We start from the raw sequence: 21248 nt of genomic DNA on the forward strand, positions 1-21248 counted from the left end.
ATGCGGCACGCGCCGTTCTTCGGCTGGATCCGCGATCTCTCGGCGGCGGATCCGACCTCCATCTTCAACCTGTTCGGTCTGTTGCCCTTTGCGGTGCCGGAGTTCCTGCACGTCGGCGTGTGGCCGATCATCATGGGAATCACGATGTGGGTCCAGATGCAGCTCAACCCGCCGCAGCCGGACCCGATCCAGCAGCAGATCTTCAGCTGGATGCCGCTGCTGTTCACGTTCCTGCTCGCGTCGTTCCCGGCGGGCCTCGTGATCTACTGGGCCTGGAACAACGTGCTGTCGGTCGCGCAGCAGTGGTACATCTCCCATCGGCAGGGCGTCGAGGTTCATCTCGTGGACAATCTCAAGCGGACGTTCGCGCCGTTGGGGCGGCTTGTCGGCCTCGGCAAGGCCGAGTCGAAATCCGAAACGAAGGGATGACCGACGCGGCGCTCTTCAGCCCCGAGGATCTCGCGGCGGGCGAGCGTCTCGTCGCCAGACCCTGGCGCTTCGTGAAGGGCGTGGTGGCGCTCGACGGTTTGCCGGATGACGGGTGGACCGAGGTCGCTTTCGCCGGGCGCTCCAACGTCGGCAAGTCGAGCCTCATCAACGCGATGGTGCGCAACGGCGGGCTTGCCCGCACGTCCAACACGCCGGGACGCACGCAGGAGCTCAACTTCTTTGCGCCGGCCGAGGATGCGCTCTATCTGGTCGACATGCCGGGTTATGGCTTCGCCAAGGCGCCGAAGGACAAAGTCGCGGCGTGGGGGGCGCTGGTTCGTGCCTACTTGAGCGGGCGGCCGACGCTCCGGCGCGTGTTCCTGCTGATCGACAGCCGGCACGGGATCAAGCCGCCCGATCGCGAGATCATGAAGATGCTCGACACAACGGCGGTGCCTTACCAGATCGTGCTCACGAAGGCGGACAAGATCAGCGTGCCGGCGCTCGACGCCGTGTTAGCCGCGACGGAGAAGGCCCTCACGGACCATCCAGCCGCGTTTCCGATCGTGCTCGTCACCTCGTCCGAGAAAGGCACTGGCATCGAAGACTTGCGTGCGACGCTCGCGGCGTTACTGCCGGCGCAATAGTTCACCGCGCCGCACCGATTTGCGAGCGCAGCGTCTCGAGATCGGCCGGGTCCGCAGAGCCTTCGAGATCCTTAGAAAATTGCAGCAGGGCCGCATCGTCGATTTTAGGGATCGTTGACCGCGGCTTGGACGAATTTCGAGCGCAAAGCTCGAAATCGAAGTTCTCGTCGACGACCTCGCAACGTGGGTCAATTCGGGGAGCGGGCCACCGCGGACCGAACCTGGCTACAGCCTGAAACATGAGCCAGGCGCGCTGTTTGCCGACGCCTGCCGTTAGCATTGCCTCATGGAAAACGCGATGCACATCGTCACTGGGCCGGGTTCGAACCTCGCAATAATAGTCATGAACGACCGACGGCGCCCGGTACAGCCCTTCGAACGGCCCTCCCACGATGCTCCAGAAGGGGCTTGGAATGGACGCGCCGTCAACGACGGTTTCCGCCGGCACCGGCCATCGTCTTCCGTCCGTGCTGACGTACTCGATCGGCCGGACGATCTTCATGCTGCGTCCGTCGTCAAGCCATTCAGCAACCACACTACCGGAAAAGCCAGGTTTGGGCACAGCTGTGGCCAATCTCGGCAGCGTCCCGGTCGCGGCGGCGGTCAGCAGGCTCGTCGCTGCACCTCTCGAGAAGGTGCGACGCGAAATCGATGACGTGAGTTTCATGCCATGGGCCCCACTTCAATTGCTGGTGAGCTTCTTGATCGGCGTGTCGCCATCGAACGCGTACCACAGCGGGACGCCTGGTACCGCCAGTGGGTCGTCCAATGAATCGACGACTTCTTTCAGATGGTTTTCGTCGGGCCTTTCGTCGGCTGTCTCCTCGTCGCCGCCGTCATCAAGCGGCGTGCTGGCAAAGACAAGGCTCAGGAACAGCCCTTTTGAAGGACTTTGGTAGATGTCGACGACACACTCCCATGCGCCTTCGTCGCCAAATCCCGGAATCACATAGCGTGCTTTGCCATTGTTTAATTTCAAAGGTTTGCTCGGCAGGTCGTTTTCTCCACCGTTGCCGATTGCCCATTCCATGTCATTGCTGCAGACCTTGTCCAGCTGCTTGGGAGACACTGTTTTGAGCTTGCGGTACCCGAAGAGATCGATTTGCCAAGATCCGGCGCGGCCAACGGTATCGACGAGCAGAAACTCATCCGGCCGCTTCAGAAGGAAGGCGGCGACGAGGTCGTCCGGCAGGAAGCTTTTTCCTTGCAGATTTGACGACCAGGCTGTTCGGCTGGCGTTGAGATCCAGGAGGCGGCGAATGGCGCGTAGTCCGGCGCGGTGACCCAAGCCAATAAGCTCGGGCGTGGCTGCTCCCTGGGCCGCCCTGATGAAGGGCGCATGAAAGCCCAACACACCGTTTACGTGGAGCTTTCGATCAGGTCTGGCACCGGTATCCACGCCGCCTGCCATGAATACGAGCGCACAGGCGGAGAAGCATTCGGCGCCCGCGTCGATGATCGTGCGCACCGTCCCGCCGCTGGAGAGCAAGTATTCGATGATCTTCAGGGCTTCGCCATAGCTGCCGCCTGGGCTATCCAGGCATAGATTTATGCGCGTCGTGCCTCTGCCGGACTGCAGGGCCGGCTTCAGTTTCTCCAGGTCTCCCGCTTCGATCTCTCCGGTTAACAGGATGGTGCAGATCCCTTCGGCTTGGGGTTGGATCTCCGCCGCGCCGCAAGGCCAGGACGCGGTCATCGCGACCGCTAGCATCAACAGTGCCATTCCGCTTTGTCGAACGGTCATCATGGCACGAGGTCAGCCAGTTTCTGGGTCGGCTCGAACACGTGCCAGATCGGATCTCCGGGGCTCAATCCCACCCGTGTCTGCTCGCCTCCGTTGTCTCGGACCTGTTCCTCGAGACATCCTGGATCGAATTCGTACGGCTTCTCGCCTGGCAAGTTGATCGAGGCATCGACGTAGTATCTGCTGTCCGATGCATAGAACGCGTCGACGACACAACTGACGTTTTGCGCTGCTCCCAATTTCTCGAGCCTCGCCCGGTGCCGGCCGTTCGAGAATTCGACGGGTGCTTCCGTGTCGGGGTTTCCGGCCGCTTCAGTCTCGGGTGGGATTTGATTGTTCCACATTGCCTTGTTGCTGCAGGCCCGGCGCAGCATTGCCTGAGTGATCGTTGCTGGTTCCCTGAAGCCTATGATCGCGATGTCCCACTCACCGGCCTGTCCCACCGTCTCCACATCCAAGAATGCTCCCGCCTCCAGACCCAGCACATCAAGCAGCAAGGTACGTGGCAGGACGCTGCGGCGCCCGAAAAACTCGGCCTGCGATGCATGGCGCAAAAGGGCGGCCATCTTGCGAACGCTTTCGGTATAAGCGGATTCGAGGTCGGTGCCGGCCGTGTGGGCGTTCCCAACGGGCGGGTGAAAGCTCAGGGTTCCGGCGACATGCAACCTGCGAATAGGGTGGGTGATCCCATGGTAGAACATGTAACGTCCGGCCATGAACACAAAGGCGCAGACTGCTGTGCAGGAATCTCCGGCGTCAATCGTGGTTCCAACGACGCTTGATCCGAAGTAATCGATGATCCGTACGGCCTCGTCGAAGTTGCCGCCTTGGCTGTTCAAACAGATCGAGGTGGATCCGTTGATCCTGTCGTTCGTTCGCGCTGGCAGATTTTCTGACAACGACTGATCGACCGCGGACTCGATTTTCCTCACATCGCCGGGCTCGATTGGGCCGTCCAAGCGGATGTTGCAATAAGGGCGGTCAACCAGTTCGACTTCGGCTGCGCCAATACTTGATGTTGTGAAGAACTGAATTGCGAGCGCCAATAGCGCTGGCAATCGCGCGTGCCAGGCCATGATGCCCCCCCCCCGAAACAAAAGTATTAAAGAATATCGATCTGCAGGTATGACGTCAGCCAGCGTACAATGCGGCCGGGAGTTTGGTCTAGAGCCGACGTGCATCGGAGTGGTGGGAAGATCACGTCGCAAGTGCGGCGCGCCAGAGGGCGCACTTCTCGGCGAAGCTGCGGGCCGCGTGTGCAGGACTCGTCGACGGCAGCGTCGCCAAGACCACGTGCGCGGGACAGTGTCGCGCCGCGTGCTTCCTGAAACTCGCCGCCGCCTTGCCGCCGTTGAGACCGATGTGCGTGAGATGCCGATGGCGCGCGAAGAACGTCGCGAAGTCGTTCGGCACCTCGTCGCGGATGCTCGAGTCCAGGCTGCCCGGGCGGATGCAGGATTGCAGCACGTCCCAAACGGCGATGCCGTGCGCGAGCAGGATGCGCGTGCGCTCCTCGTAGGGTTTGTCGGGGCCGGCGCCGATAAGCTCGCCCATGATGCGCCAGAACGCGTTGTGCGGGTGAGCGTAATACTGCCCGGCTGCGAGCGAGGCCATGCCGGGCATGCTGCCGAGGATCAGCACGCGCGCGTCAGGCGAGGCAATCGGCGCGAAGCTGCGAACGATGGCGGTGTCCGTGGCACGCCCTTGTTGCGTTGCAACCTTCATATGACGTCCTTGAGACCCGCAAATTTTAATCAGCTCGGCCCCTTTTTCTTGAGAGACCGCGGTGCGGATGTAGCGTCGTATGCACTGCGTTCCTACCCTACCCGGAGGCTCACATGGGCAAAACAGTGCATTCCGTCGTCTCGTGCGTCACGATCGGTGCCGTGCTCGGCCTGTCCGTCGCTCCGGCGCCGGCCTGCACGCGCGTGCTCTGGAACGAAAACAAACTCGCGGTCGTCAGCGGCCGCAGCATGGACTGGCCCGAGAGCACGGAGCCCAAGCTTACGGTGTTCCCCCGCGGTTTGCAGCGGAACGGGGGCAAGGTCGGTCCGGCCGTTGTCGTTGCGGACAACCCCGCAACGTGGACCTCGGAGTATGGAAGCATCGTTACGACGGTCTACGGCATCGGCACGGTTGACGGGATCAACGAGCGTGGGCTCGGCACGCACATGCTCTATCTCACGGCCACGGACTTCGGGCCGCGCGATGCGGGCAAGCCGGGCATTGCCGTCAACCTCTGGGCGCAATACCTGCTCGACAACGCGGCGACGGTTGCCGAGGCGCTGGCGCTGCTCGAAGACGTGCAGATCATCATGGCGGAAGCGCGCGGACGTCAGGGGACGGTGCATCTCGCCCTCGAGGATGCGAGCGGAGATTCGGCGATCGTCGAGTACGTCGCGGGCGAGCGGCGCGTGCATCATGGGCGTGAGTTCCGCATCATGACCAACGATCCGACCTACGACGAGCAGCTCGCGCTGCTCAAAGCCCAGGATTTCTCGAAGCCGAGCAGCGACATGCCGCTGCCGGGAAACGTCAACGCCAGAGACCGCTTCCAGCGTGCCGCCTATTACGCGGCGTTGCTTCCCGAGCCGAAGGACGAGCGGGCGGCGGTCGCCGGCATTCTGGCCATCATCCGCAACGTCTCCGTGCCGTTCGGTGCGCCCTACAAGGGCTTCGGCATCTACAACACCGAATATCGGACGGCGATGGACCTCACCAACAGGCGCTACTTCTTCGAGCTGACGACGAGCCCCAACGTGGTCTGGGCCGATCTCGCAAAGTTCGATCTCTCGCCCGGCGCGCCGGTGATGCTGCTCGATCCGGACGATATCGATCTTTCGGGCGACGTCTCGGCCAAGTTTCAAACGGCCGAGCGGCCGTTCTAGAATGCTACGGACCCAAGGTGGGAACTTCACAGCTATGGTTGTCAAGTGTCTGGACTCCGGCCTTCGCCGGAGTGACGTCGAGAGGACGCTACCGGTTTTCATGCAATCAACGTCATCCCGGCGGAGGCCGTCGCTCAGCTGCCGAATTGGCGGGCGATCATGAGCTTGAGGATCACCCACACCGTCTCGCCGAACTTGGCGAGCAGGCCACCGATGATGGCGGCAGCGATCCAGCCGATCCAGCGGGCGGCCGTGCGCGCGATGTTGATCGACACCTTCACGTCGACGATCTGGTCGGGCAGCGCCGTCTCCGCCGTCATGCCGTCGGCGCCGACCGTGCGGGCGGAAACGATGAGCTGAAGCTGCCGGCGGCCGCGGGAGCGCGGGGTCACGGTCCAGCGCCAGCTCGCGTAGTCGTCGGCGCCGAGGCCCAGCACGTTCTCGATCCACTGCGTCTCGGGCGAGCGGTTCTCGATGGTGAAGCCGCCGTCGGGTGCGCGCAGGCGCACCGACATGGCCTTGGTGACAACCACCTCGTGACGGAACGCGGCGCCGCCGCCCGCAAGGCCCTCGGCCAGCGCCTTGACATCTGCGCGTGCGATGCGTGCTTCCGCCACGACCGGCACGCCGATGCGCATGCGCCGCGGGATGTTCTCGACGAGCTGGCCGGCCTCGATCAGCGGCCATGAGCCGACGAAGGGGCCGGAGGACGCGGCCCGGCGGCGCTCGGTTTGCGGGGGTGCGGCGCGGGGCGGTGCGCCCCAGCGGGTGCTGGCCGCGGCCTCAGAGGGTGGCGCCGGCGGAGTCGGCACATGCTGGTCGGCCAATGCCGGCGACGGCCAGGCGGGAGGCTGCGGCTCAGGATGTCCGCCCGATAAGGCGCCGGGATACTCGTCGCCGAACGGCGGGAACGAGCCCGGTGTCGCGTCGGCCTGGGGCGCGAAGCGCTCATCCGATATCGGATGGTCGCGTTCGAATGCCGGCTCTGCAGGAGCGGGCGCCGGGGGCGGTGCCGGCCGCTGGGGCGGCCCGCCGAGGTCCGGATAGTTGGCGCGCGGCAGCGTCGCCGGAGCGGCCGGCGGCGGCTCCTGGCGGCCCTGCTGCAGACGCTCGCGGGCGGATGTCAGAATCTCCTCCGTGCTTGCGGGCCGCGTTAGATCGGGTGGCGGCGGCGGGCCCAGGTCAGGCACCGGCTGCGGCTCCGGCCGATGTTGCGGCGGCTGCGGCACCGGTGCCGGGGCAGGCTGTGGCGCCGGGGGCTGAGGCTGAGCGGGCGTGGCGCGCTGCAGCGCGCGGATCGCCTCCTCGAACGTCAGGCCCTGCATGCGGAGCAGATGGGCGGCCGTGCTCTTACCGTCGCCGACGATGGCGGCCAGCACGATGGCGCCGTTGATCTCGCGGCGCCGGCCCTGCCGCGCGGCGGCGGCGGCGGCCTCGAGGATGCGCCTCAGGTCGGCAGAGATGGCGACGGTCTGGCCGCTTGCCGGGTCGACGCGGTCGTCGGAGTGGCCGAGAAAGTCCGAGACCTCGGCCGTCAGGCGCGCGAGGTCGATGTTGCTCGACTTCAGGACAACGGTCGCCTCCGGGTCCTCGGCGAGCGCCAGCAGCAGATGCTCCAGCGTCACCTCGCGGTGCGCCTGGGCTGTCGCGTAGTCGGCGGCACGGGTCAGCGTCGCCGTCAGGTACGGCGACATGGGAATTCTGCCGAGGTCGTCGACGATCATCGTCGTCATTCAGGAGTCCTCTCGGGGGCCGCACGGCCCGCGTCGTCATCGGCCCCATGCCCCGGGCCGAGCCCCGCAGTCGAATCTTTCATGCGGGATATGACGTTATGATGAGGGGCCGGGCAAGGTTGGACCTCAATGCGCGGGAACTCAACGTGTAATCTTGGCGCGCGAATGTGTGGGAATTCCGTTGAGGCCGGCCCTCCACAGGTTATATGTGCTCGCCGTGACGGGGCCGGCCGCGAAAGCCGCCCCGGATCGACGTGGAAGCGGCAGAAGTAGGGATCGCAGGGGACCATGGCGAAGGTGACCGATACGCAACGGGCGACCCAGGGCGCATTCGATCCGAAGGAGATCTCGGCGCACGTGCAGGCGCGCATCCTGGCGGAGGCGCTGCCCAACATGCTGCGCTACGACGAGCAGATCGTGGTCGTGAAGTTCGGTGGCCACGCCATGGGTGACCAGGCGCTCGCGGATGCCTTCGCCAAGGACATCGTTTATCTCAAGCAGTCGGGCGTGAACCCCATCGTCGTGCACGGCGGCGGGCCGCAGATCGCCAGCATGCTCAACAAGCTCGAGATCAAGTCGGAGTTCGTCAACGGGCTGCGCGTCACCGACAAGCCGACGGTCGAAGTCGTCGAAATGGTGCTCGCCGGGCGCATCAACAAGGACATCGTCTCGGCGATCAACAAGCAGGGCGGCAAGGCGGTCGGCATCTGCGGCAAGGATGCCAACCTCATGATCGCGCGCAAGATCACGCAGATGGCGGATCCTGCGAGCAGCGAGATGAAGGACGTCGACATCGGCTACGTGGGCGACCCGCTGCACGTTAACCCGCACATCGTCGACGTGATCTCGAAGTCCGACCTCATCCCCGTGATCGCGCCGATCGGCATCTCGCCCCAAGGGGAAACGCTCAACATCAATGCCGATACGTTCGCTTCCGCGCTCGCCGCGCGGCTGCAGGCCAAGCGCCTGCTGCTGCTCACGGACGTCGAAGGCGTGCTCGACAAGGACGGCAACCTGATCGCCGATCTCACCATCACGGAAGCGCAGGAGCTGATCCGCAACGGCACGATCACCGGCGGCATGATCCCCAAGATCGAGGGCTGCATCGAGGTCGTGGAGGCGGGCGTCGAGGCCGTCGTCATCATCAACGGCCGCGTGCCGCACAGCGTGCTGCTCGAGCTCCTGACCGATCACGGCGCGGGCACGCTGGTCGGACGGCGCAAGCCGAAAGAGAAGAAGAGCGCATGAGCGCGGAGCGCAAGGTCTCGCGTGCGGCGGCCGACGTCGGTGAGGCTCCGAGGGTGCTGCAGTCGCGATCCGGCGCGCCGCCGCGCGGGTTTGCGCACACGGATGCGTGGATCTTCGATCTCGACAACACGCTCTATCCGGCCGAATGCAATCTGTTCGCGCAGGTCGATCACCGCATGGGGGCGTTCATCGCCCACTATCTCGGTGTGTCCTATGCGCAGGCCCGGCACCTGCAGAAGACCTACTACCGTCAGTTCGGCACCACACTCGCGGGGCTGATGGCCGTGCACAAGCTCGATCCCGCGGCGTTCCTCGCCTACGTGCACGACATCGACCTTTCGGTGGTGCCGGAGGCGCCGGAGCTTCGCGCCGCCATTGCGGCGCTGCCGGGGCGGCGGTTGATCTACACCAACGGCTCGCGGCGGCATGCGGAGCGGGTGGCCGAGAAGCTTGGCGTGCTCGACCTCTTCGAGGACATCTGTGATATCGCGGCGTGCGACTACGTGCCGAAGCCCGAGGCGGACGCGTTCCAGCGCATGGTCCGCCGGCATGGCGTGGCGGCGGAGCGCGCGGCGATGTTCGAGGACATGCCGATGAACCTCACCGCGCCGCACGACCTCGGCATGACGACGGTGCTCGTGCATTCGAGCTACCTCGATCATCCGGTGCAGGAGCAGATGAAGACGTGGACCGAACTGCCGGACCACATCCACCACATGACGCTGGACCTCGCGGAGTTCCTCGCTGCCACAACGCGTGTGTGTGGAGACGTGTCTAGATCCCGGCCTCCGCCGGGATGACGTTGAATTTGGATGCGCGGCGCGCCTACAACATGCCGTCATGCCGGCGGAGGCCGGCACCCACGCAAGCTTCCGAAAATGCGACGGCTCTCGTTGGGACGACGACGCCAGAACCACGCTGCGCGATGCACGCTTCCGGCTCGGCCTTGGCAGGCTGGCGTGGATCCCGGCCTCCGCCGGGATGACGGTATGTGGGGAGGTGGGCGGCCTGCCCAAGAAAAGCGTCACCCCGACGAAGACCGGGATCCAGACACGTCGCAGTAGAGCGAAGGCGCTTCCTCCGCCGGATGCCTCATGCACGACGACCTAGGATGGAGAGAGGTATCGCTTCTCCCCGTAAAAGCCGCCACGGTTGTGACGAACGAGAGCAAGCTGACGCATCGACCACTGGGATATCACCCCTGCTTCTCCCAGCGGCCGCTGTCGGACTGGCGCCAGTAGGTGACGGCGCAGCCGGCGGCCTTTGCGGCTTGCCATTGCTGGCGTGCCTTGCCGGTCGCGTCGGGATCGTGGCCGTCGAACAGGCAGACGATGCGCACGAAGCCGGTGAAGGCCGGGATTTCCGCGCCGTCGACCAGGAAGCGCACGCCGGCGCCGTTCGGCGTCTCGTCGCCGGTGGTGAGATAGACTGGCTGGCGCGCGGGATCGCCGTCGCGCGCGGTACCGTGGGGAAGGAAGCTCGCGTCGCTGTACGTCCAGAGCGCGAGGTCGAGCGCTTCGAGACGCTCGGGGCTTCCCGATTGTACGACGGCGCGCCAGCCGCGCTCGAGCGTGCGCTCCAGGAGCGACGGCAGTACGCGCTCGAGCGGCACGCGCTCGAGATGATAGAACAGGACCTCGGCAGGCTCGGTCATTGATGCTGCTCAGCCTTCCGCGTTGGCGCGCCGCAACAGACGCACATGCGAAAGAGAAAAGATCACTTAAGGGACTTGATGTCGATGGCACCCTCGCCTATCTCTGCGAGTCCGGTGCGGCGCCATCAAGGGTGACGCCCGTGCGGGCGGTGACGTTCAGCAGCATCTTCGGGTTCGCTGCGGGACTCCCGCCCGCTGCGATTCCAGCCCCTGCTCTCAGCGCTTGCGATACTTGCGCGGCACCAAGCCGGCGTCCGTCAGGGCGTTGACGCAGCGCTTGCTGAGGTTCCCCCTGCGGCCGGCCAGCGACATGCAGTTGCGGAGCGCGGACGAGCCTTCCTTGTAGGCGGGGCAATGCGTCTTGTAGTCGGCCCGGCAGGCGTTCTCGACCTTCTTGCTGTAAGCCGCCGCCTCGCTCGGCATCGCGAGTGCCAATGCGGCGACAACTGCCGGCAGCACCGATGCGGCGCGAAAAACAGCAGGCTTGAGGCTCGTGGGGAGGACCTTGGACATCACGCATTCCCTTTGACGTTTCTACTCGGCTTGACCGGCATGATCCCCGGCGGGACCCTATCGCGCTCGGTTGGCTGGCGCCAGCCGATTCCTTGGTCCTGGACGGGTTCCGGAAGGCTGTTGGGTTAACGGCGTCGGCGCGTCGGCGCAAACGGATTGTCGCCACCCCGCAGGTTCAGGCGGATGGGAACGCCCGGAAGGTCGAACGCCTCGCGCAGGCTGTTGGTCAGGTACTTCTGGTAGGTTTTCGGCAGCGCGTCCGGGCGCGAGCAGAACGCCACGAAGGTCGGCGGCCGCGTCGACGGCTGGGTCATGTAGCGGATCTTGAGGCGCCGGCCGGACGGCGCGGGTGGAGCATGCCGTGCGAGCGCCTCCTCGAGCCAGCGGTTCAGCTCGTGCGTCGCCACGCGGCGGTTCCAGATCTCGGCGGCGGTGGTTATGGCGCGCAGCAGCTTGTCGAGGCCCTTCTCGCTCGCGGCCGATATCGGCACCACGGCGACGCCGGGCACCTGGGCCAGGCCCTCCGCGATCTTGCGGTGAAGCTCCTTCAGGACCTTCTGCTTCTCCTCGATGCGGTCCCACTTGTTGAGCGCGATCACCAGCGCACGCCCCTCCTCCGTGACGAGGTCGCCGATGCTCAAGTCCTGGTGCTCGAGGCCGCGCTCGGCATCGAGCAGGAGCACGACGACCTCGGCGAAACGGATGGCGCGCACCGTGTCGCTGGTCGAGAGCTTCTCGGCAAGCTCGGTGACCTTGGCCTTGCGGCGCAGGCCCGCGGTGTCGAACAGGCGAATGGTCCGGCCCTGCCATGTGATGTCGCTCGAAACCGAATCGCGCGTGAGGCCCGGCTCGGGGCCGACGATCATGCGCTCCTCGCCGAGCAGTGCATTGACGAGCGTGGACTTGCCGGCGTTGGGGCGGCCGACGATGGCGACGCGCAGCGGGCGCTCGCGCGTTTCGGGTGCCTCGCCTTCCTCGCCGTCGGCTTTGCGCGCCTTCGGTTTCGGCTTGAGCCCGAGGGCGGCGAGTGCGTCGCGCTCGAGATCGCCGAGTCCGAGGCCGTGCTCGGCGGAGATGGCGACCGGCTCGCCGAGACCGAGCTTGAACGCATCGTAGAAACCCTCGTCGGAGGAGCGGCCCTCGCACTTGTTGGCGATGAGCACGACAGGGCGGCCCGAGGCGCGCACGATGCGGGCGAAGGTCTCGTCGGTGGCGGTGACGCCGTCGCGGGCGTCGATGACGAACAGGACGAGGTCGGCGAGTGTGATCGCCGCCTCGGTCTGCTGGCGCATGCGGTCTGCGATGGAGCCTTTGGCCGCGACCTCGAGGCCGGCGGTGTCGATGATGATGATGGGATGGCCGCCGAGCTCCGCCTCGCCTTCCTTGCGGTCGCGCGTCAGCCCCGGCAGGTCGGAGACCAGCGCGGCGCGGGTGCCGGTCAGACGATTGAAGAGCGTGGACTTGCCCACGTTGGGCCGGCCCACGATGGCGATCTTGGGGGTCATCTCGGTGTGCTCTCGTGGAAGCGCGGCTTATGGCCTGAAACCGCAAGAAATGCAAAAGCGATGGTTTTCCTCCCCGTTCAGGGATGCAATGTCCCAGGCACGGCGTAAGGGCGGTGTTTGTTGCTCCTGGGTCCCGGATCTCGCGGCTTGCGCAGCTCGGTCGGGGGATGACAGACAGCGACAGGTTCGACGGTTAACGGTTGCGGCTGGCGACGAAGTGGGCGGCCTCGATCAGCGTTGCGGCGCGCGCGCCGAAGAGGCGAAGCGCATCGACGGCTGCCTGCTCGACCCGCTTCAGCTCGGTGCGGGCGGCGTCGCGCCCCATGAGCGATACCAGCGTGGCCTTGCCGGCAGCGGCGTCTTTGCTCACCGCCTTGCCGACGGTTGCGGCGTCGCCTTCCGCGTCGAGCAGGTCGTCGGCGATCTGGAAGGCGAGGCCGAGCTCCTTGCCGTAGCGGTGCAGTGCCGCCCGCGCCTCGGGCTCCGCCTGCCCGAGGATGGCGCCGGCCTCGCAGGCAAAGCGGATCAGGGCTCCGGTCTTGAGGCTCTGCAGGTGCAGGATCTCCTCGAGGGTGGTCGGCGCGGTGCGCGGCAGGCGCTCGGCCTCGAGATCGAGAGCCTGTCCGCCGACCATGCCCGCCATGCCCGCCGCTCTGGCAAGACCCGAGATCAGCTCGAGGCGGACCTCTGGGCGTGGATGCACCTCGGGCTTGCTCAGGGTTTCGAATGCAACCGTGAGGAGTGCGTCCCCGGCGAGGATCGCCGTCCATTCGTCGAACGCCTTCCATACCGTCGGCAGCCCGCGCCGCACGGCGTCGTTATCCATCGCGGGCAGGTCGTCGTGCGCAAGGGAGTAGCAATGAACGCACTCGATGGCGGCCGCCGTATCCAGAGCTTCGCGCTCGGGCAGCCCGAAAAGGGCCGCACTCTCCACGACAAGAAACGGGCGGAACCTTTTTCCGCCGCCGAGCGTCGCATGGCCGACCGCGTCCAGGAGCCGTTGCGGGGGCCGGTCATGTCCTTCGCGCCGCTCCGTTTTTGCCCCTACGAGCGAACCCAGGCGGGCTTCCGTTAGCCCTCTGATCCGATCGAGCCTTTGCGCGAAGGTCATGGACGAAGTACCTAAGACTATCTGTGGGACGTGACGCGTGGCGCGGGATATAGCATCCGTGGCGGACAAGGACACCCGTGAGGATGACGGGACACCCGGCGAGGTGCTGCCGCTGCCCGATGGCCCCCGCTCGGAGGGCGGTCCCGTCACGCGCGAGCCCGAGCCCGCTGCTGACGGTGCGGATGACCCGCCTGCTGTCTTCGAAGCGCCGGCCGCGGAGCCAGTAGGTGTCGACGCGGTTCCCGATGCGGTGGGTGACGTCGCCGACGAGCCGGCCGAGGTTTCTCTGTTGTCCGGTTTCGAGCCTCATGCCGACGCCGCGGGCGACCGGCCTGCCCTCTTCGAGGCGCCGGTCGCCGATCCGGCCGTCATCGACGACGCGGTTCTGGATGCGGTGAGCGAGGCCGCCGAGGATATTGTCGACGCTTCGCTGCCATCCGATTTCAAGCCGCAGCAGTCTCCTGCGCACGAGGTCTTGGCGGGCGGGGGCGACGAGCCGCCCGTCGTCGTGGTCGACGAGACGTTCTCGGAGCCCGAGGATGTGACCTACCACGACGAGCAGGCGGCTTTCGTTTCGGAGGTACCGGAGGAGCTACTCGCGGCTGCTCCCTCGATCGAGGATGTGGCGGACGCCTTCGGGCCTGTTGCAAGCGACGAGCGCGCGCTACCGGAAGCCGATGCTCGCGATGCCGAGCCGTGGCGCAATGCCATCGCGGATGCCTTGGCGGAGCCGCCCGATGTCGTTCCGCCGGCTCCGGTTGAAGGTGCGGATCCGTTTGATATCGGGCCAGGATCCGAACCTGCCAAGCCGTCGGCGGAGCCGAAGCTCGCGCCGCTCCGCACCGGGGATGCCTGGGCGGACGGCGGCGCGCCGAGCATTGGCGTTGAAGCTCCTGCAGCCGCGCCACCCGCGACTGCGGCCGACGCCGACGCCGCTTCGTTCACGGCCGCGGCTGAGGATCTTTTCCGCCCGCCGGAGACGATACGGGACCCGCATCTCATCACGATCGGACGGCGGCTCGACCCCGCCCTGCGCATACCGCGTCCCCTTGCGCCGGATATCGAGCCGCGGGCCGAGCCGGCACGCGTGCAGGAGCCGTGGTGGAAGACAGCGCCGTGGGGACAGCACCTGCGCACCGCCGCGCGCTATGCGGCCTATGCCATCGGGGGCTACTTGGCGTTGGTACTGGTGCTCATCGTCCTCTTTCGCTTCGTCAATCCGCCGGGATCGTCGTACATGCTGGGGCAGCTCCTCACCGGCACAGCGATCGATCGTACATGGGTGCCACTGGGCTCCATCTCCGCGAACCTGGTGCGCGCCGTCATTGTGTCGGAGGACGGGCGCTTCTGCGAGCACAGCGGCATCGATACGGCGGCCATCAAGGAGGCCATTGAGCGTGCGGCGCGCGGCACGCCGCGCGGCGCCAGCACCATTTCCATGCAGGTGACCAAGAACCTGTTCCTCTGGAACGCCAAGAGCTACGTGCGCAAGGTGATCGAGATCCCGCTCACGCTCGCCATGGAGCTCGTCTGGCCGAAGAGCCGTATCCTCGAGGTCTATCTCAACATCGCCGAATGGGCCCCTGGCGTGTTCGGTGCGGAGGCTGCGGCGCAGCGCCATTTCAACAAGTCGGCCGCGCGGCTCAGCGAGCGGGAGGCGGCGCTGCTGGCGGCCGTGCTTCCCAATCCCGTGGTTCGCGATGCCGGCTCGCCCGGCCCGCGCACGTCCGCCAAGGCGCGCGTGGTGCAGGCCCGCGTCAAGGCGTATGGGGCCGTGGCGTCCTGCGTGGCCTCGGCGGCGGCGCGTCCGCCCGCGGCCACGGCACCCGCGGCGACAACCCCGCGTGGCACCATCCCGCGGACGATCCGCAAGGCTCCCGCGACGCGCCCCGCCCCTGCCAAGAAGAAGCAGCAACCGGCCAACGATTGGGCGCCGATCCTCAATTTCGGGACCCCTTGAGGCCCTGCTTAATTTTTCGGCGCCGGCCGCCGTGCCGGGTGGGGTGGCCCCGGGGCGGCCAAACGGTCCAAAATGGTCTGGCATAGGCAGGGGATTGCCGCTATAAGGCCGCGATCTTTGGTCTTGGAGCCTGCGGCGCCCGATCGAGCGGTTGGACGTTGCGGTTTGTTTTGGTGGGCCGAATCCCCGCGTCGCGGGTGCGCCGCCGGGATGGACCAAAGCGGGCCCTACACCCATTCCATCTGCACGAGACCTTGCGTGCGCCCCCTCGCGGCGCCGCCATCACGGGAGTTAACCCATGGCTGTTCCTAGGAAAAAGACGTCGCCCATGAAGAAGGGACAACGCCAGTCGCATGATGCGCTGAGCGCTCCGGCCTATGTCGAGGACAAGGATAGCGGCGAGCGCCGCCGTCCGCATCATATCGACCTCAAGACCGGCAAGTATCGTGGCCGGCAGATTCTCGAGCCGAAGTCAGACGCGTAGGCGCCGTTCGTCGGATTGTCACCGATCCGACATTTGAGGCCAGCTCGCCACAAATGAATATGAAAAAGGCGACAGCGCCCGGACTCCGGGCGCTGTCGTTTTGCTTGAGGTCGCAATCTCCCGGAGGATAGGGTACGAGGCACAGGTCTTGGCCCTGCAGGAGTGAACCATGTCGCTGAGAGCTATCCCGCTTACGATCATCGCCTTCGTCCTCTACAATGTCGTCGTTCTCTTCTCCGGGCTCGGAACCACAGATCCAACCGCAGACGGCGGACAGGCGGCGCGCGCGCTGCTCGCGACCACCATCTTCAGCGTCAAAATGATCAGTGGCGGCACCTGGGACTTCACCTGGGGTGATCTCATCCTGCTCGTCACGCTCATCATTCTGTTCGTCGAGATCGTGAAGGCGACCTACACGTCGGCGTCGGGCCTGATCGACCATGGTCTCTCCATGCTCGTGTTCGTTGCCGTGCTGATCGAGTTCCTCGTCGTTCCGCAGGCGGCGACATCGGTCTTCTTCCTGCTCCTGATCGCGCTTCTGATCGACGTCGTCGCGGGCGCCATCATCAGCATCCGTGTCGCTCGCCGCGATATCGGATTCGGCGGTATCGACCACTAGTCCTGCGACCGCCGTTCGCCTGCTGTCCGGCGCGTGCTGCTCGAAGCGGCGGCATGCGCCGCGCCACGTTGGTGCGAACGCGGAATATCTGATATGATATGTAAACTGATGGCCTGGGGTGCGGCCTTCTCTTCGCTGCGCCCCCGAAATCTTTTGATCTTTGCATGATTTGCACGCGTTATCGATCCGTGGGCGCTTCCGTGCGCTCCGCCGTGAAGCGCTCCGCGCCTTTCCTCGGCAAACCCGTGCCGCAGCGCCCGGTCAGGCGTGCGGCCCATCGCGCAGGATGAGGCCGTGCCCGATCGGGAACCCGCCTCGCTCAACCGCATCCGGCTGTTCGAGGCTCTCGGCGCCGTGCTCCGCCGCGCCGAGCGTACCGGGCGGCCGAGCGCGCTCCTCATGGCGTCGGTGAACACACTCGGCGCCATCAACACGCGGCTCGGGATCGATGTCGGCGACGCGCTCATCGCGGAGACCGGACGTCTCATCAAGTCGAGCCTTTCCGGCTCCGATACCATCGGGCGTTATGGGTCCAACACCTTCGCGATCATCGTCGACAACTGCGGAGCCGCGTCGCTGCGGCAGACGGCTGAGTCGATGATCGAATTGATCCGCAATGCCACCATCGCCACGTCCGCCGGCCCGCTGGCCGCGTCGATCTCGGTCGGCGGCGTCATACTCCCCGAGCATGCGGCCACCGCCACGGACGCCATCCGGAATGCTCTCGGCGCGCTCGAGCTCGCCAAGCAGCAGCCGTCGGGTGTCTTCGTCGCGTACGATCCAAACGCCGCCGCGGAGCGGGCACTCGAGCGCGAGAAGGCGATCTCCAGCTCGGTGATGGAGGCGCTCAATGAAGGGCGCATGCTGCTTATGCTGCAGCCGGTCGTCACCGCAGCCGGACGCAGGCTTGCCTTCTACGAAGGGCTTCTGCGCCTCAGCCGGCGCGACGGGACGCTCATATCGGCCGCGGACTTCATCGAGGAGGCGGAGCAGCTCGGCCTCGCCCGGCTCGTCGACCGGCGCTCGCTCGAGCTGGGGATCGCGCTGTTGAAGGAGCATCCGCAGCTCAAGCTGTCGATCAACATCTCCAGCCTGACGGCTGGGGACGAGGACTGGATCGCCACCTTGCAATCGCTCACGGAGGGCCGCCCGGACGTGCGGGCGCGCCTCATCGTCGAGATGACCGAGACGGCCATGGTTCACGACTTCGATGCGGCGGCGGCCTTCTTGGACCGGCTGCGGGATCTCGGATGCAAGGTTGGCATCGACGATTTCGGCGCCGGCTACACGTCCTTCCGCCACTTGCGTGCGCTCAACGTGGACATGCTCAAGATCGACGGGTCGTTCGTCGCGCATCTGGCGAGCGATCCGCAGGCGCGCGTGCTGGTCAAGTCGATGATCGAGATGGCCAAGGGGCTCGGGCTCGAGACGGTCGCGGAATGGGTCGCCGACGAGGAGGGGGCCGCGTTTCTCGAGGCCGCGGGCGCCACGTATCTCCAGGGCTACCTTTACGGGCCGCCGATGGCCGTCGACGAGCTTAATAAGAAAGGCCTGCTTTGAGCGGCGCGGCGGCGGGCTCTACTCGCGGTCCTTGGCGAGGCGCTCGATGCGCTGCTGCATGGCGGTGAGCTGTGCCTTGAGCTCGTCGATCTCGCCCTTGGGCGCCTCGGTGCCCGCTCCCGACGCGGCATCATCGTCCTTCTTGCCCTGCAGGTTCGCCGCGCCACCGAACGACGTCCACATCTTCATGGCCTGCTCGAACATAGCCATGTTCTTGCGCGCCTGGTCCTGATAGGCCTCGAAGGCCGCGGCCGGATTGGCAAAGGCGTTGGCGAACATGGAGCGGAACTTCTCCTGCTCCTTGACGAGGTTCTCGAGGCTGAACTGCAGATAGCTCGGCACCATGGTGCCGATGTTGTCGTCATAGAAGCGGATGAGCTGGCGCAGGAACGGGATCGGAAGCAGCGTCTGGCCGCCCTCGCGGCTCTCCTGCTCGACGATAATCTGCGTCAGCACGGCGTGAGTCAGATCGTCACCGGACTTGGCGTCGTAGACGACGAAATCCTTGTCGTTGCGAACCATCTGCGCCAGGTCGTCGAGGGTCACATAGGTGCTGGTCTCGGTATTGTAGAGACGCCGGTTCGCGTACTTCTTGATGACTACCGCCTCTTTCTTGTCGGGCTGGACGTCGGATTTGTTAAGCATCGGCTGAGCCATCAAACTTACCTCGTTGCACTGCGGCATCGTAGCACAGGCATGAGATGCGCATCCAGACCTAACTGCATACCTGCCAAGCAAAGTTCTTAGGCAAAGAGCTAATTGCGGGCGGAGATACGCTGCTGCTATCGTATTTCGGGGGTGCCCTTCCGTTGATGCATGTCAAAGGCGGCTCGCTCGCCCCAATGCCAAGAAACGCCCTGATTTTCCCCCCGAGGAGGAAGCATCTATGAGTGCGGACAGCACCACAGTCGTCATCGCAAGCGCCGCCAGGACCCCTGTCGGATCTTTCAACGGAACACTCGCGAGCCTGCCCGCCCACGAGCTTGGCAAGGTTGCCATCACGGCCGCCCTCGAGCGCGCCGGCGTGCCGCCCGGCGACGTGTCCGAGGTCATCCTCGGCCAGATCCTCACCGCCGGTCAGGGCCAGGGTCCCGCGCGCCAGGCCTCCATCGCGGCCGGAATTCCCGTCGATGCGCCGGCCTGGAGCGTGAACCAGATCTGCGGCTCGGGCCTGCGCGCGGTGGCGCTCGGCGCGCAGCAGATTCAGACCGGCGATGCGACGATCGTCGTCGCCGGGGGCCAGGAAAGCATGAGCAAGGCCATGCACGCCGCCCACCTGCGCGACGGCACCAAGATGGGCGACGTCAAGTTCATCGACACCATGGTCAAGGACGGCCTCTGGGACGCCTTCAACAACTATCACATGGGCACCACGGCGGAGAACGTGGCCAAGCAGTGGCAGATCTCGCGCGCCGAGCAGGACGCCTTCGCCGCCGCCTCGCAGAACAAGGCCGAGGCCGCACGCAAGGCCGGCAAGTTCAAGGACGAGATCGCGCCGGTCACCATCAAGGGCAAGAAGGGTGACGTCGTCGTCGATACCGACGAATATATCAAGGACGGCGTGACGGTGGAGGGCATCTCCAAGCTGCGCCCCGCGTTCGATCCCAAGGAGGGCACGGTCACCGCGGCTAACGCGTCGGGCATCAACGACGGCGCGGCCGCCGTGGTGCTCATGACCGCCGAGGAGGCCAAGAAGCGCGGCGTGAAGCCGCTCGCGCGCATCGTGTCGTGGGCGACGTCGGGCGTCGATCCGTCCATCATGGGCACGGGGCCGATCCCGGCTTCCAAAAAGGCGCTCGAGAAGGCCGGCTGGAAGATCGAGGATCTGGATCTCATCGAGGCCAACGAGGCCTTCGCCGCTCAGGCGATCTCGGTCAACAAGGGCCTCGGCTGGGACACCGACAAAGTCAACGTCAACGGCGGCGCCATCGCCATCGGTCACCCGATCGGGGCCTCGGGTGCGCGCATCCTCACCACGCTGCTCTACGAGATGCAGCGCCGCGACGCCAAGAAGGGCCTCGCGACGCTGTGCATCGGCGGCGGCATGGGCGTTGCCTTGTGCGTGGCTCGGGACTGACGTGCTTGTGCCCTTCCCCGATCGCGGGGGAGGGCATCACCTTCCATCCATCGGCCGCGCGGCGGCGTTTCGACACAGCTTCATTCTGCTCACTCCCCGCGACGAGAACGGGGAGGTAACCACCAACACCGAAATCAACCAGAAACCGGCTCTAGGGAGACTTCACTTATGACGCGCGTCGCTTTGGTTACCGGGGGCACGCGTGGCATCGGCCACGCCATCTCCATCGCACTCAAGAACAAGGGCTATCGCGTCGCCGCGAACTACGCCGGCAACGACGCGGCTGCACAGCAGTTCCAGGTCGAGACAGGCATTCCCGTCTACAAGTGGAACGTGGGGGACTACGACGCCTGCGCCAAGGGCATCGCCGAGGTGACCAAGGCGCTGGGTCCGATCGACGTTCTCGTGAACAACGCGGGCATCACGCGCGATGCCATGCTGCACAAGATGACACCGGAGCAATGGCGCGAGGTGATCAGCGTCGACCTCGATTCCGTGTTCTACCTGAGCCGCCTGGTCATCGACTCCATGCGCAGCCGCAACTTCGGCCGCATTATCAACATCTCGTCGATCAACGGCCGCAAGGGCCAGATGGGCCAGACCAACTACTCCGCCGCCAAGGCCGGCATGCACGGCTTCACCAAGGCGCTGGCCTTCGAGACGGCGGCCAAGGGCATCACGGTCAACACCATCGCGCCGGGCTACATCAACACCGAGATGGTCGCCGCCGTGCCGAAAGAGGTGCTCGACACCAAGATCATCCCGCAGATCCCGGTCGGCCGGCTCGGCGAGGCCGAGGAGATCGCGCGTGCGGTGGTCTTCGTCGCTGCCGACGAAGCCGGCTTCATCACGGGCGCGTGTCTCGACGTCAACGGCGGCCACTACATCGCGCTCTGAGCGGGCACGCCTTCCAAAGAAAAGGGCGGCGGAGGTTACCCTCCGCCGCCCTTTTCTTTTTGGGGTGTGCGATGATCTGCCGTTCACGCCGCATTCTTCCCGGTTGATCCGGAGCATGGCTTCAATCGTGTCTCGAAACGAAGAAGCCGACGGCCTCGACAGGCCGTCGGCTTGCGTTG

At 65.7% G+C, this 21248-nt stretch carries 21 protein-coding genes; 11 read left to right on the plus strand and 10 right to left on the minus strand.

Translation table 11 applies throughout. The features are described 5' to 3' along the window. Both IT540_RS14120 and yihA read left to right on the plus strand, forming a co-directional pair. Window positions 1-429 (plus strand): YidC/Oxa1 family membrane protein insertase (locus IT540_RS14120; RefSeq protein ID WP_291179096.1); only part of this gene is annotated, 429 nt, incomplete at its 5' end. Further along, window positions 426-1076: a ribosome biogenesis GTP-binding protein YihA/YsxC gene (yihA, locus tag IT540_RS14125; protein ID WP_291179099.1), complete on the plus strand. Its 651-nt coding sequence runs from the start codon at window positions 426-428 to the stop codon at window positions 1074-1076. The genes IT540_RS14120 and yihA, both read left to right, overlap by 4 nt. A gap of 1 nt (window position 1077) precedes the next feature. Here the strand turns inward: yihA and IT540_RS14130 are convergent, their stop codons facing one another. The 4 genes from IT540_RS14130 to IT540_RS14145 all read right to left on the minus strand — a co-directional run bounded on the left by IT540_RS14130 (window position 1078) and on the right by IT540_RS14145 (window position 4545). Continuing rightward, window positions 1078-1743 carry a DUF1353 domain-containing protein gene (locus tag IT540_RS14130; protein ID WP_291179102.1) on the minus strand — a complete coding sequence of 222 codons (666 nt, stop codon included), beginning with the start codon at window positions 1741-1743 and terminating at the stop codon, window positions 1078-1080. Between the two features lie 15 nt (window positions 1744-1758). Further along, the gene (locus tag IT540_RS14135; RefSeq protein WP_291179105.1) at window positions 1759-2823 is read right to left on the minus strand and encodes a hypothetical protein; all 1065 of its coding nucleotides are present in this window, start codon (window positions 2821-2823) and stop codon (window positions 1759-1761) included. Continuing rightward, window positions 2820-3896, minus strand: coding sequence for a hypothetical protein (locus IT540_RS14140; RefSeq protein WP_291179108.1), 1077 nt, complete (start codon window positions 3894-3896; stop codon window positions 2820-2822). The genes IT540_RS14135 and IT540_RS14140 overlap by 4 nt, the downstream gene beginning before the upstream one ends. Before the next feature lie 121 nt (window positions 3897-4017). Then, window positions 4018-4545, minus strand: a complete 528-nt coding sequence (locus IT540_RS14145) for a DNA-deoxyinosine glycosylase (RefSeq protein WP_291179110.1) — start codon at window positions 4543-4545, stop codon at window positions 4018-4020. Window positions 4546-4658: 113 nt separating this feature from the next. Here IT540_RS14145 and IT540_RS14150 point away from each other — a divergent pair, with 113 nt between their 5' ends. Beyond that, window positions 4659-5708, plus strand: coding sequence for a linear amide C-N hydrolase (locus IT540_RS14150; RefSeq protein WP_291179113.1), 1050 nt, complete (start codon window positions 4659-4661; stop codon window positions 5706-5708). A gap of 134 nt (window positions 5709-5842) precedes the next feature. Here the strand turns inward: IT540_RS14150 and IT540_RS14155 are convergent, their stop codons facing one another. Further along, window positions 5843-7441: a Clp protease N-terminal domain-containing protein gene (locus IT540_RS14155; RefSeq protein WP_291179116.1), complete on the minus strand. Its 1599-nt coding sequence runs from the start codon at window positions 7439-7441 to the stop codon at window positions 5843-5845. Between the two features lie 288 nt (window positions 7442-7729). On the opposite strand from IT540_RS14155, the gene argB reads away from it, so the two are divergent. Further along, complete coding sequence (gene argB / locus IT540_RS14160) at window positions 7730-8689, plus strand: acetylglutamate kinase (protein WP_291179119.1); 960 nt, start codon at window positions 7730-7732, stop codon at window positions 8687-8689. Then, window positions 8686-9489: a pyrimidine 5'-nucleotidase gene (locus IT540_RS14165; protein WP_291179122.1), complete on the plus strand. Its 804-nt coding sequence runs from the start codon at window positions 8686-8688 to the stop codon at window positions 9487-9489. The genes argB and IT540_RS14165 overlap by 4 nt, the downstream gene beginning before the upstream one ends. A 395-nt stretch (window positions 9490-9884) precedes the next feature. On the opposite strand, the gene IT540_RS14170 is transcribed toward IT540_RS14165, so the two are convergent. The 4 genes from IT540_RS14170 to IT540_RS14185 all read right to left on the minus strand — a co-directional run bounded on the left by IT540_RS14170 (window position 9885) and on the right by IT540_RS14185 (window position 13472). Continuing rightward, window positions 9885-10343 carry a DNA polymerase III subunit chi gene (locus tag IT540_RS14170; protein ID WP_291179125.1) on the minus strand — a complete coding sequence of 153 codons (459 nt, stop codon included), beginning with the start codon at window positions 10341-10343 and terminating at the stop codon, window positions 9885-9887. A gap of 216 nt (window positions 10344-10559) precedes the next feature. Beyond that, entirely contained in the window at window positions 10560-10856 is a 297-nt protein-coding gene (locus IT540_RS14175; RefSeq protein ID WP_291179128.1) for a hypothetical protein, read from the minus strand. Between the two features lie 125 nt (window positions 10857-10981). After that, window positions 10982-12361, minus strand: coding sequence for a ribosome biogenesis GTPase Der (gene der, locus IT540_RS14180; RefSeq protein ID WP_291179131.1), 1380 nt, complete (start codon window positions 12359-12361; stop codon window positions 10982-10984). A 193-nt stretch (window positions 12362-12554) separates the two neighbouring features. Next, on the minus strand, window positions 12555-13472 hold the full coding sequence (locus tag IT540_RS14185; RefSeq protein ID WP_291179134.1) for a polyprenyl synthetase family protein: 918 nt from the start codon (window positions 13470-13472) through the stop codon (window positions 12555-12557). 58 nt (window positions 13473-13530) lie between these two features. On the opposite strand from IT540_RS14185, the gene mtgA reads away from it, so the two are divergent. The 4 genes from mtgA (at window position 13531) to IT540_RS14205 (ending at window position 18095) form a co-directional block, all read left to right on the plus strand. Next, window positions 13531-15432, plus strand: a complete 1902-nt coding sequence (gene mtgA / locus IT540_RS14190) for a monofunctional biosynthetic peptidoglycan transglycosylase (RefSeq protein ID WP_291179137.1) — start codon at window positions 13531-13533, stop codon at window positions 15430-15432. A 298-nt stretch (window positions 15433-15730) separates the two neighbouring features. After that, window positions 15731-15916 carry a 50S ribosomal protein L32 gene (gene rpmF / locus IT540_RS14195; RefSeq protein WP_291179139.1) on the plus strand — a complete coding sequence of 62 codons (186 nt, stop codon included), beginning with the start codon at window positions 15731-15733 and terminating at the stop codon, window positions 15914-15916. A gap of 169 nt (window positions 15917-16085) precedes the next feature. After that, a complete protein-coding gene (locus tag IT540_RS14200) occupies window positions 16086-16535 on the plus strand; it encodes a hypothetical protein (RefSeq protein WP_291179142.1) in 450 nt (149 codons plus the stop codon). A gap of 294 nt (window positions 16536-16829) precedes the next feature. Then, on the plus strand, window positions 16830-18095 hold the full coding sequence (locus tag IT540_RS14205) for a bifunctional diguanylate cyclase/phosphodiesterase (RefSeq protein ID WP_291179145.1): 1266 nt from the start codon (window positions 16830-16832) through the stop codon (window positions 18093-18095). 18 nt (window positions 18096-18113) lie between these two features. Here IT540_RS14205 and phaR read toward each other — a convergent pair whose 3' ends face one another. Beyond that, the gene (gene phaR / locus IT540_RS14210) at window positions 18114-18752 is read right to left on the minus strand and encodes a polyhydroxyalkanoate synthesis repressor PhaR (RefSeq protein ID WP_291179149.1); all 639 of its coding nucleotides are present in this window, start codon (window positions 18750-18752) and stop codon (window positions 18114-18116) included. Between the two features lie 229 nt (window positions 18753-18981). Between phaR and IT540_RS14215 the strand changes: the two genes are divergently transcribed. Then, entirely contained in the window at window positions 18982-20172 is a 1191-nt protein-coding gene (locus IT540_RS14215; protein ID WP_291179152.1) for an acetyl-CoA C-acetyltransferase, read from the plus strand. 168 nt (window positions 20173-20340) lie between these two features. Continuing rightward, window positions 20341-21069, plus strand: coding sequence for an acetoacetyl-CoA reductase (gene phbB, locus IT540_RS14220; RefSeq protein WP_291179154.1), 729 nt, complete (start codon window positions 20341-20343; stop codon window positions 21067-21069). Window positions 21070-21248: the final 179 nt, after the last annotated feature.

Origin of the sequence: Hyphomicrobium sp. (assembly GCF_020852195.1) — a bacterium.
Taxonomy (GTDB): Bacteria; Pseudomonadota; Alphaproteobacteria; order Rhizobiales; family Hyphomicrobiaceae; genus Hyphomicrobium_C.

Excerpts from the sequence above, each read along its gene's own strand:
- phbB (WP_291179154.1), top strand. The coding sequence starts at position 20,341 with ATGACGCGCGTCGCTTTGGTTACCGGGGGCACGCGTGGCATCGGCCAC.
- IT540_RS14175 (WP_291179128.1), bottom strand. The coding sequence starts at position 10,856 with ATGTCCAAGGTCCTCCCCACGAGCCTCAAGCCTGCTGTTTTTCGCGCC.
- IT540_RS14140 (WP_291179108.1), bottom strand. The coding sequence starts at position 3,896 with ATGGCCTGGCACGCGCGATTGCCAGCGCTATTGGCGCTCGCAATTCAG.
- IT540_RS14215 (WP_291179152.1), top strand. The coding sequence starts at position 18,982 with ATGAGTGCGGACAGCACCACAGTCGTCATCGCAAGCGCCGCCAGGACC.
- IT540_RS14165 (WP_291179122.1), top strand. The coding sequence starts at position 8,686 with ATGAGCGCGGAGCGCAAGGTCTCGCGTGCGGCGGCCGACGTCGGTGAG.
- argB (WP_291179119.1), top strand. The coding sequence starts at position 7,730 with ATGGCGAAGGTGACCGATACGCAACGGGCGACCCAGGGCGCATTCGAT.
- IT540_RS14155 (WP_291179116.1), bottom strand. The coding sequence starts at position 7,441 with ATGACGACGATGATCGTCGACGACCTCGGCAGAATTCCCATGTCGCCG.
- IT540_RS14150 (WP_291179113.1), top strand. The coding sequence starts at position 4,659 with ATGGGCAAAACAGTGCATTCCGTCGTCTCGTGCGTCACGATCGGTGCC.
- IT540_RS14135 (WP_291179105.1), bottom strand. The coding sequence starts at position 2,823 with ATGATGACCGTTCGACAAAGCGGAATGGCACTGTTGATGCTAGCGGTC.
- IT540_RS14170 (WP_291179125.1), bottom strand. The coding sequence starts at position 10,343 with ATGACCGAGCCTGCCGAGGTCCTGTTCTATCATCTCGAGCGCGTGCCG.
- der (WP_291179131.1), bottom strand. The coding sequence starts at position 12,361 with ATGACCCCCAAGATCGCCATCGTGGGCCGGCCCAACGTGGGCAAGTCC.
- yihA (WP_291179099.1), top strand. The coding sequence starts at position 426 with ATGACCGACGCGGCGCTCTTCAGCCCCGAGGATCTCGCGGCGGGCGAG.
- phaR (WP_291179149.1), bottom strand. The coding sequence starts at position 18,752 with ATGGCTCAGCCGATGCTTAACAAATCCGACGTCCAGCCCGACAAGAAA.
- IT540_RS14130 (WP_291179102.1), bottom strand. The coding sequence starts at position 1,743 with ATGAAACTCACGTCATCGATTTCGCGTCGCACCTTCTCGAGAGGTGCA.
- IT540_RS14200 (WP_291179142.1), top strand. The coding sequence starts at position 16,086 with ATGTCGCTGAGAGCTATCCCGCTTACGATCATCGCCTTCGTCCTCTAC.
- rpmF (WP_291179139.1), top strand. The coding sequence starts at position 15,731 with ATGGCTGTTCCTAGGAAAAAGACGTCGCCCATGAAGAAGGGACAACGC.
- IT540_RS14145 (WP_291179110.1), bottom strand. The coding sequence starts at position 4,545 with ATGAAGGTTGCAACGCAACAAGGGCGTGCCACGGACACCGCCATCGTT.
- IT540_RS14185 (WP_291179134.1), bottom strand. The coding sequence starts at position 13,472 with ATGACCTTCGCGCAAAGGCTCGATCGGATCAGAGGGCTAACGGAAGCC.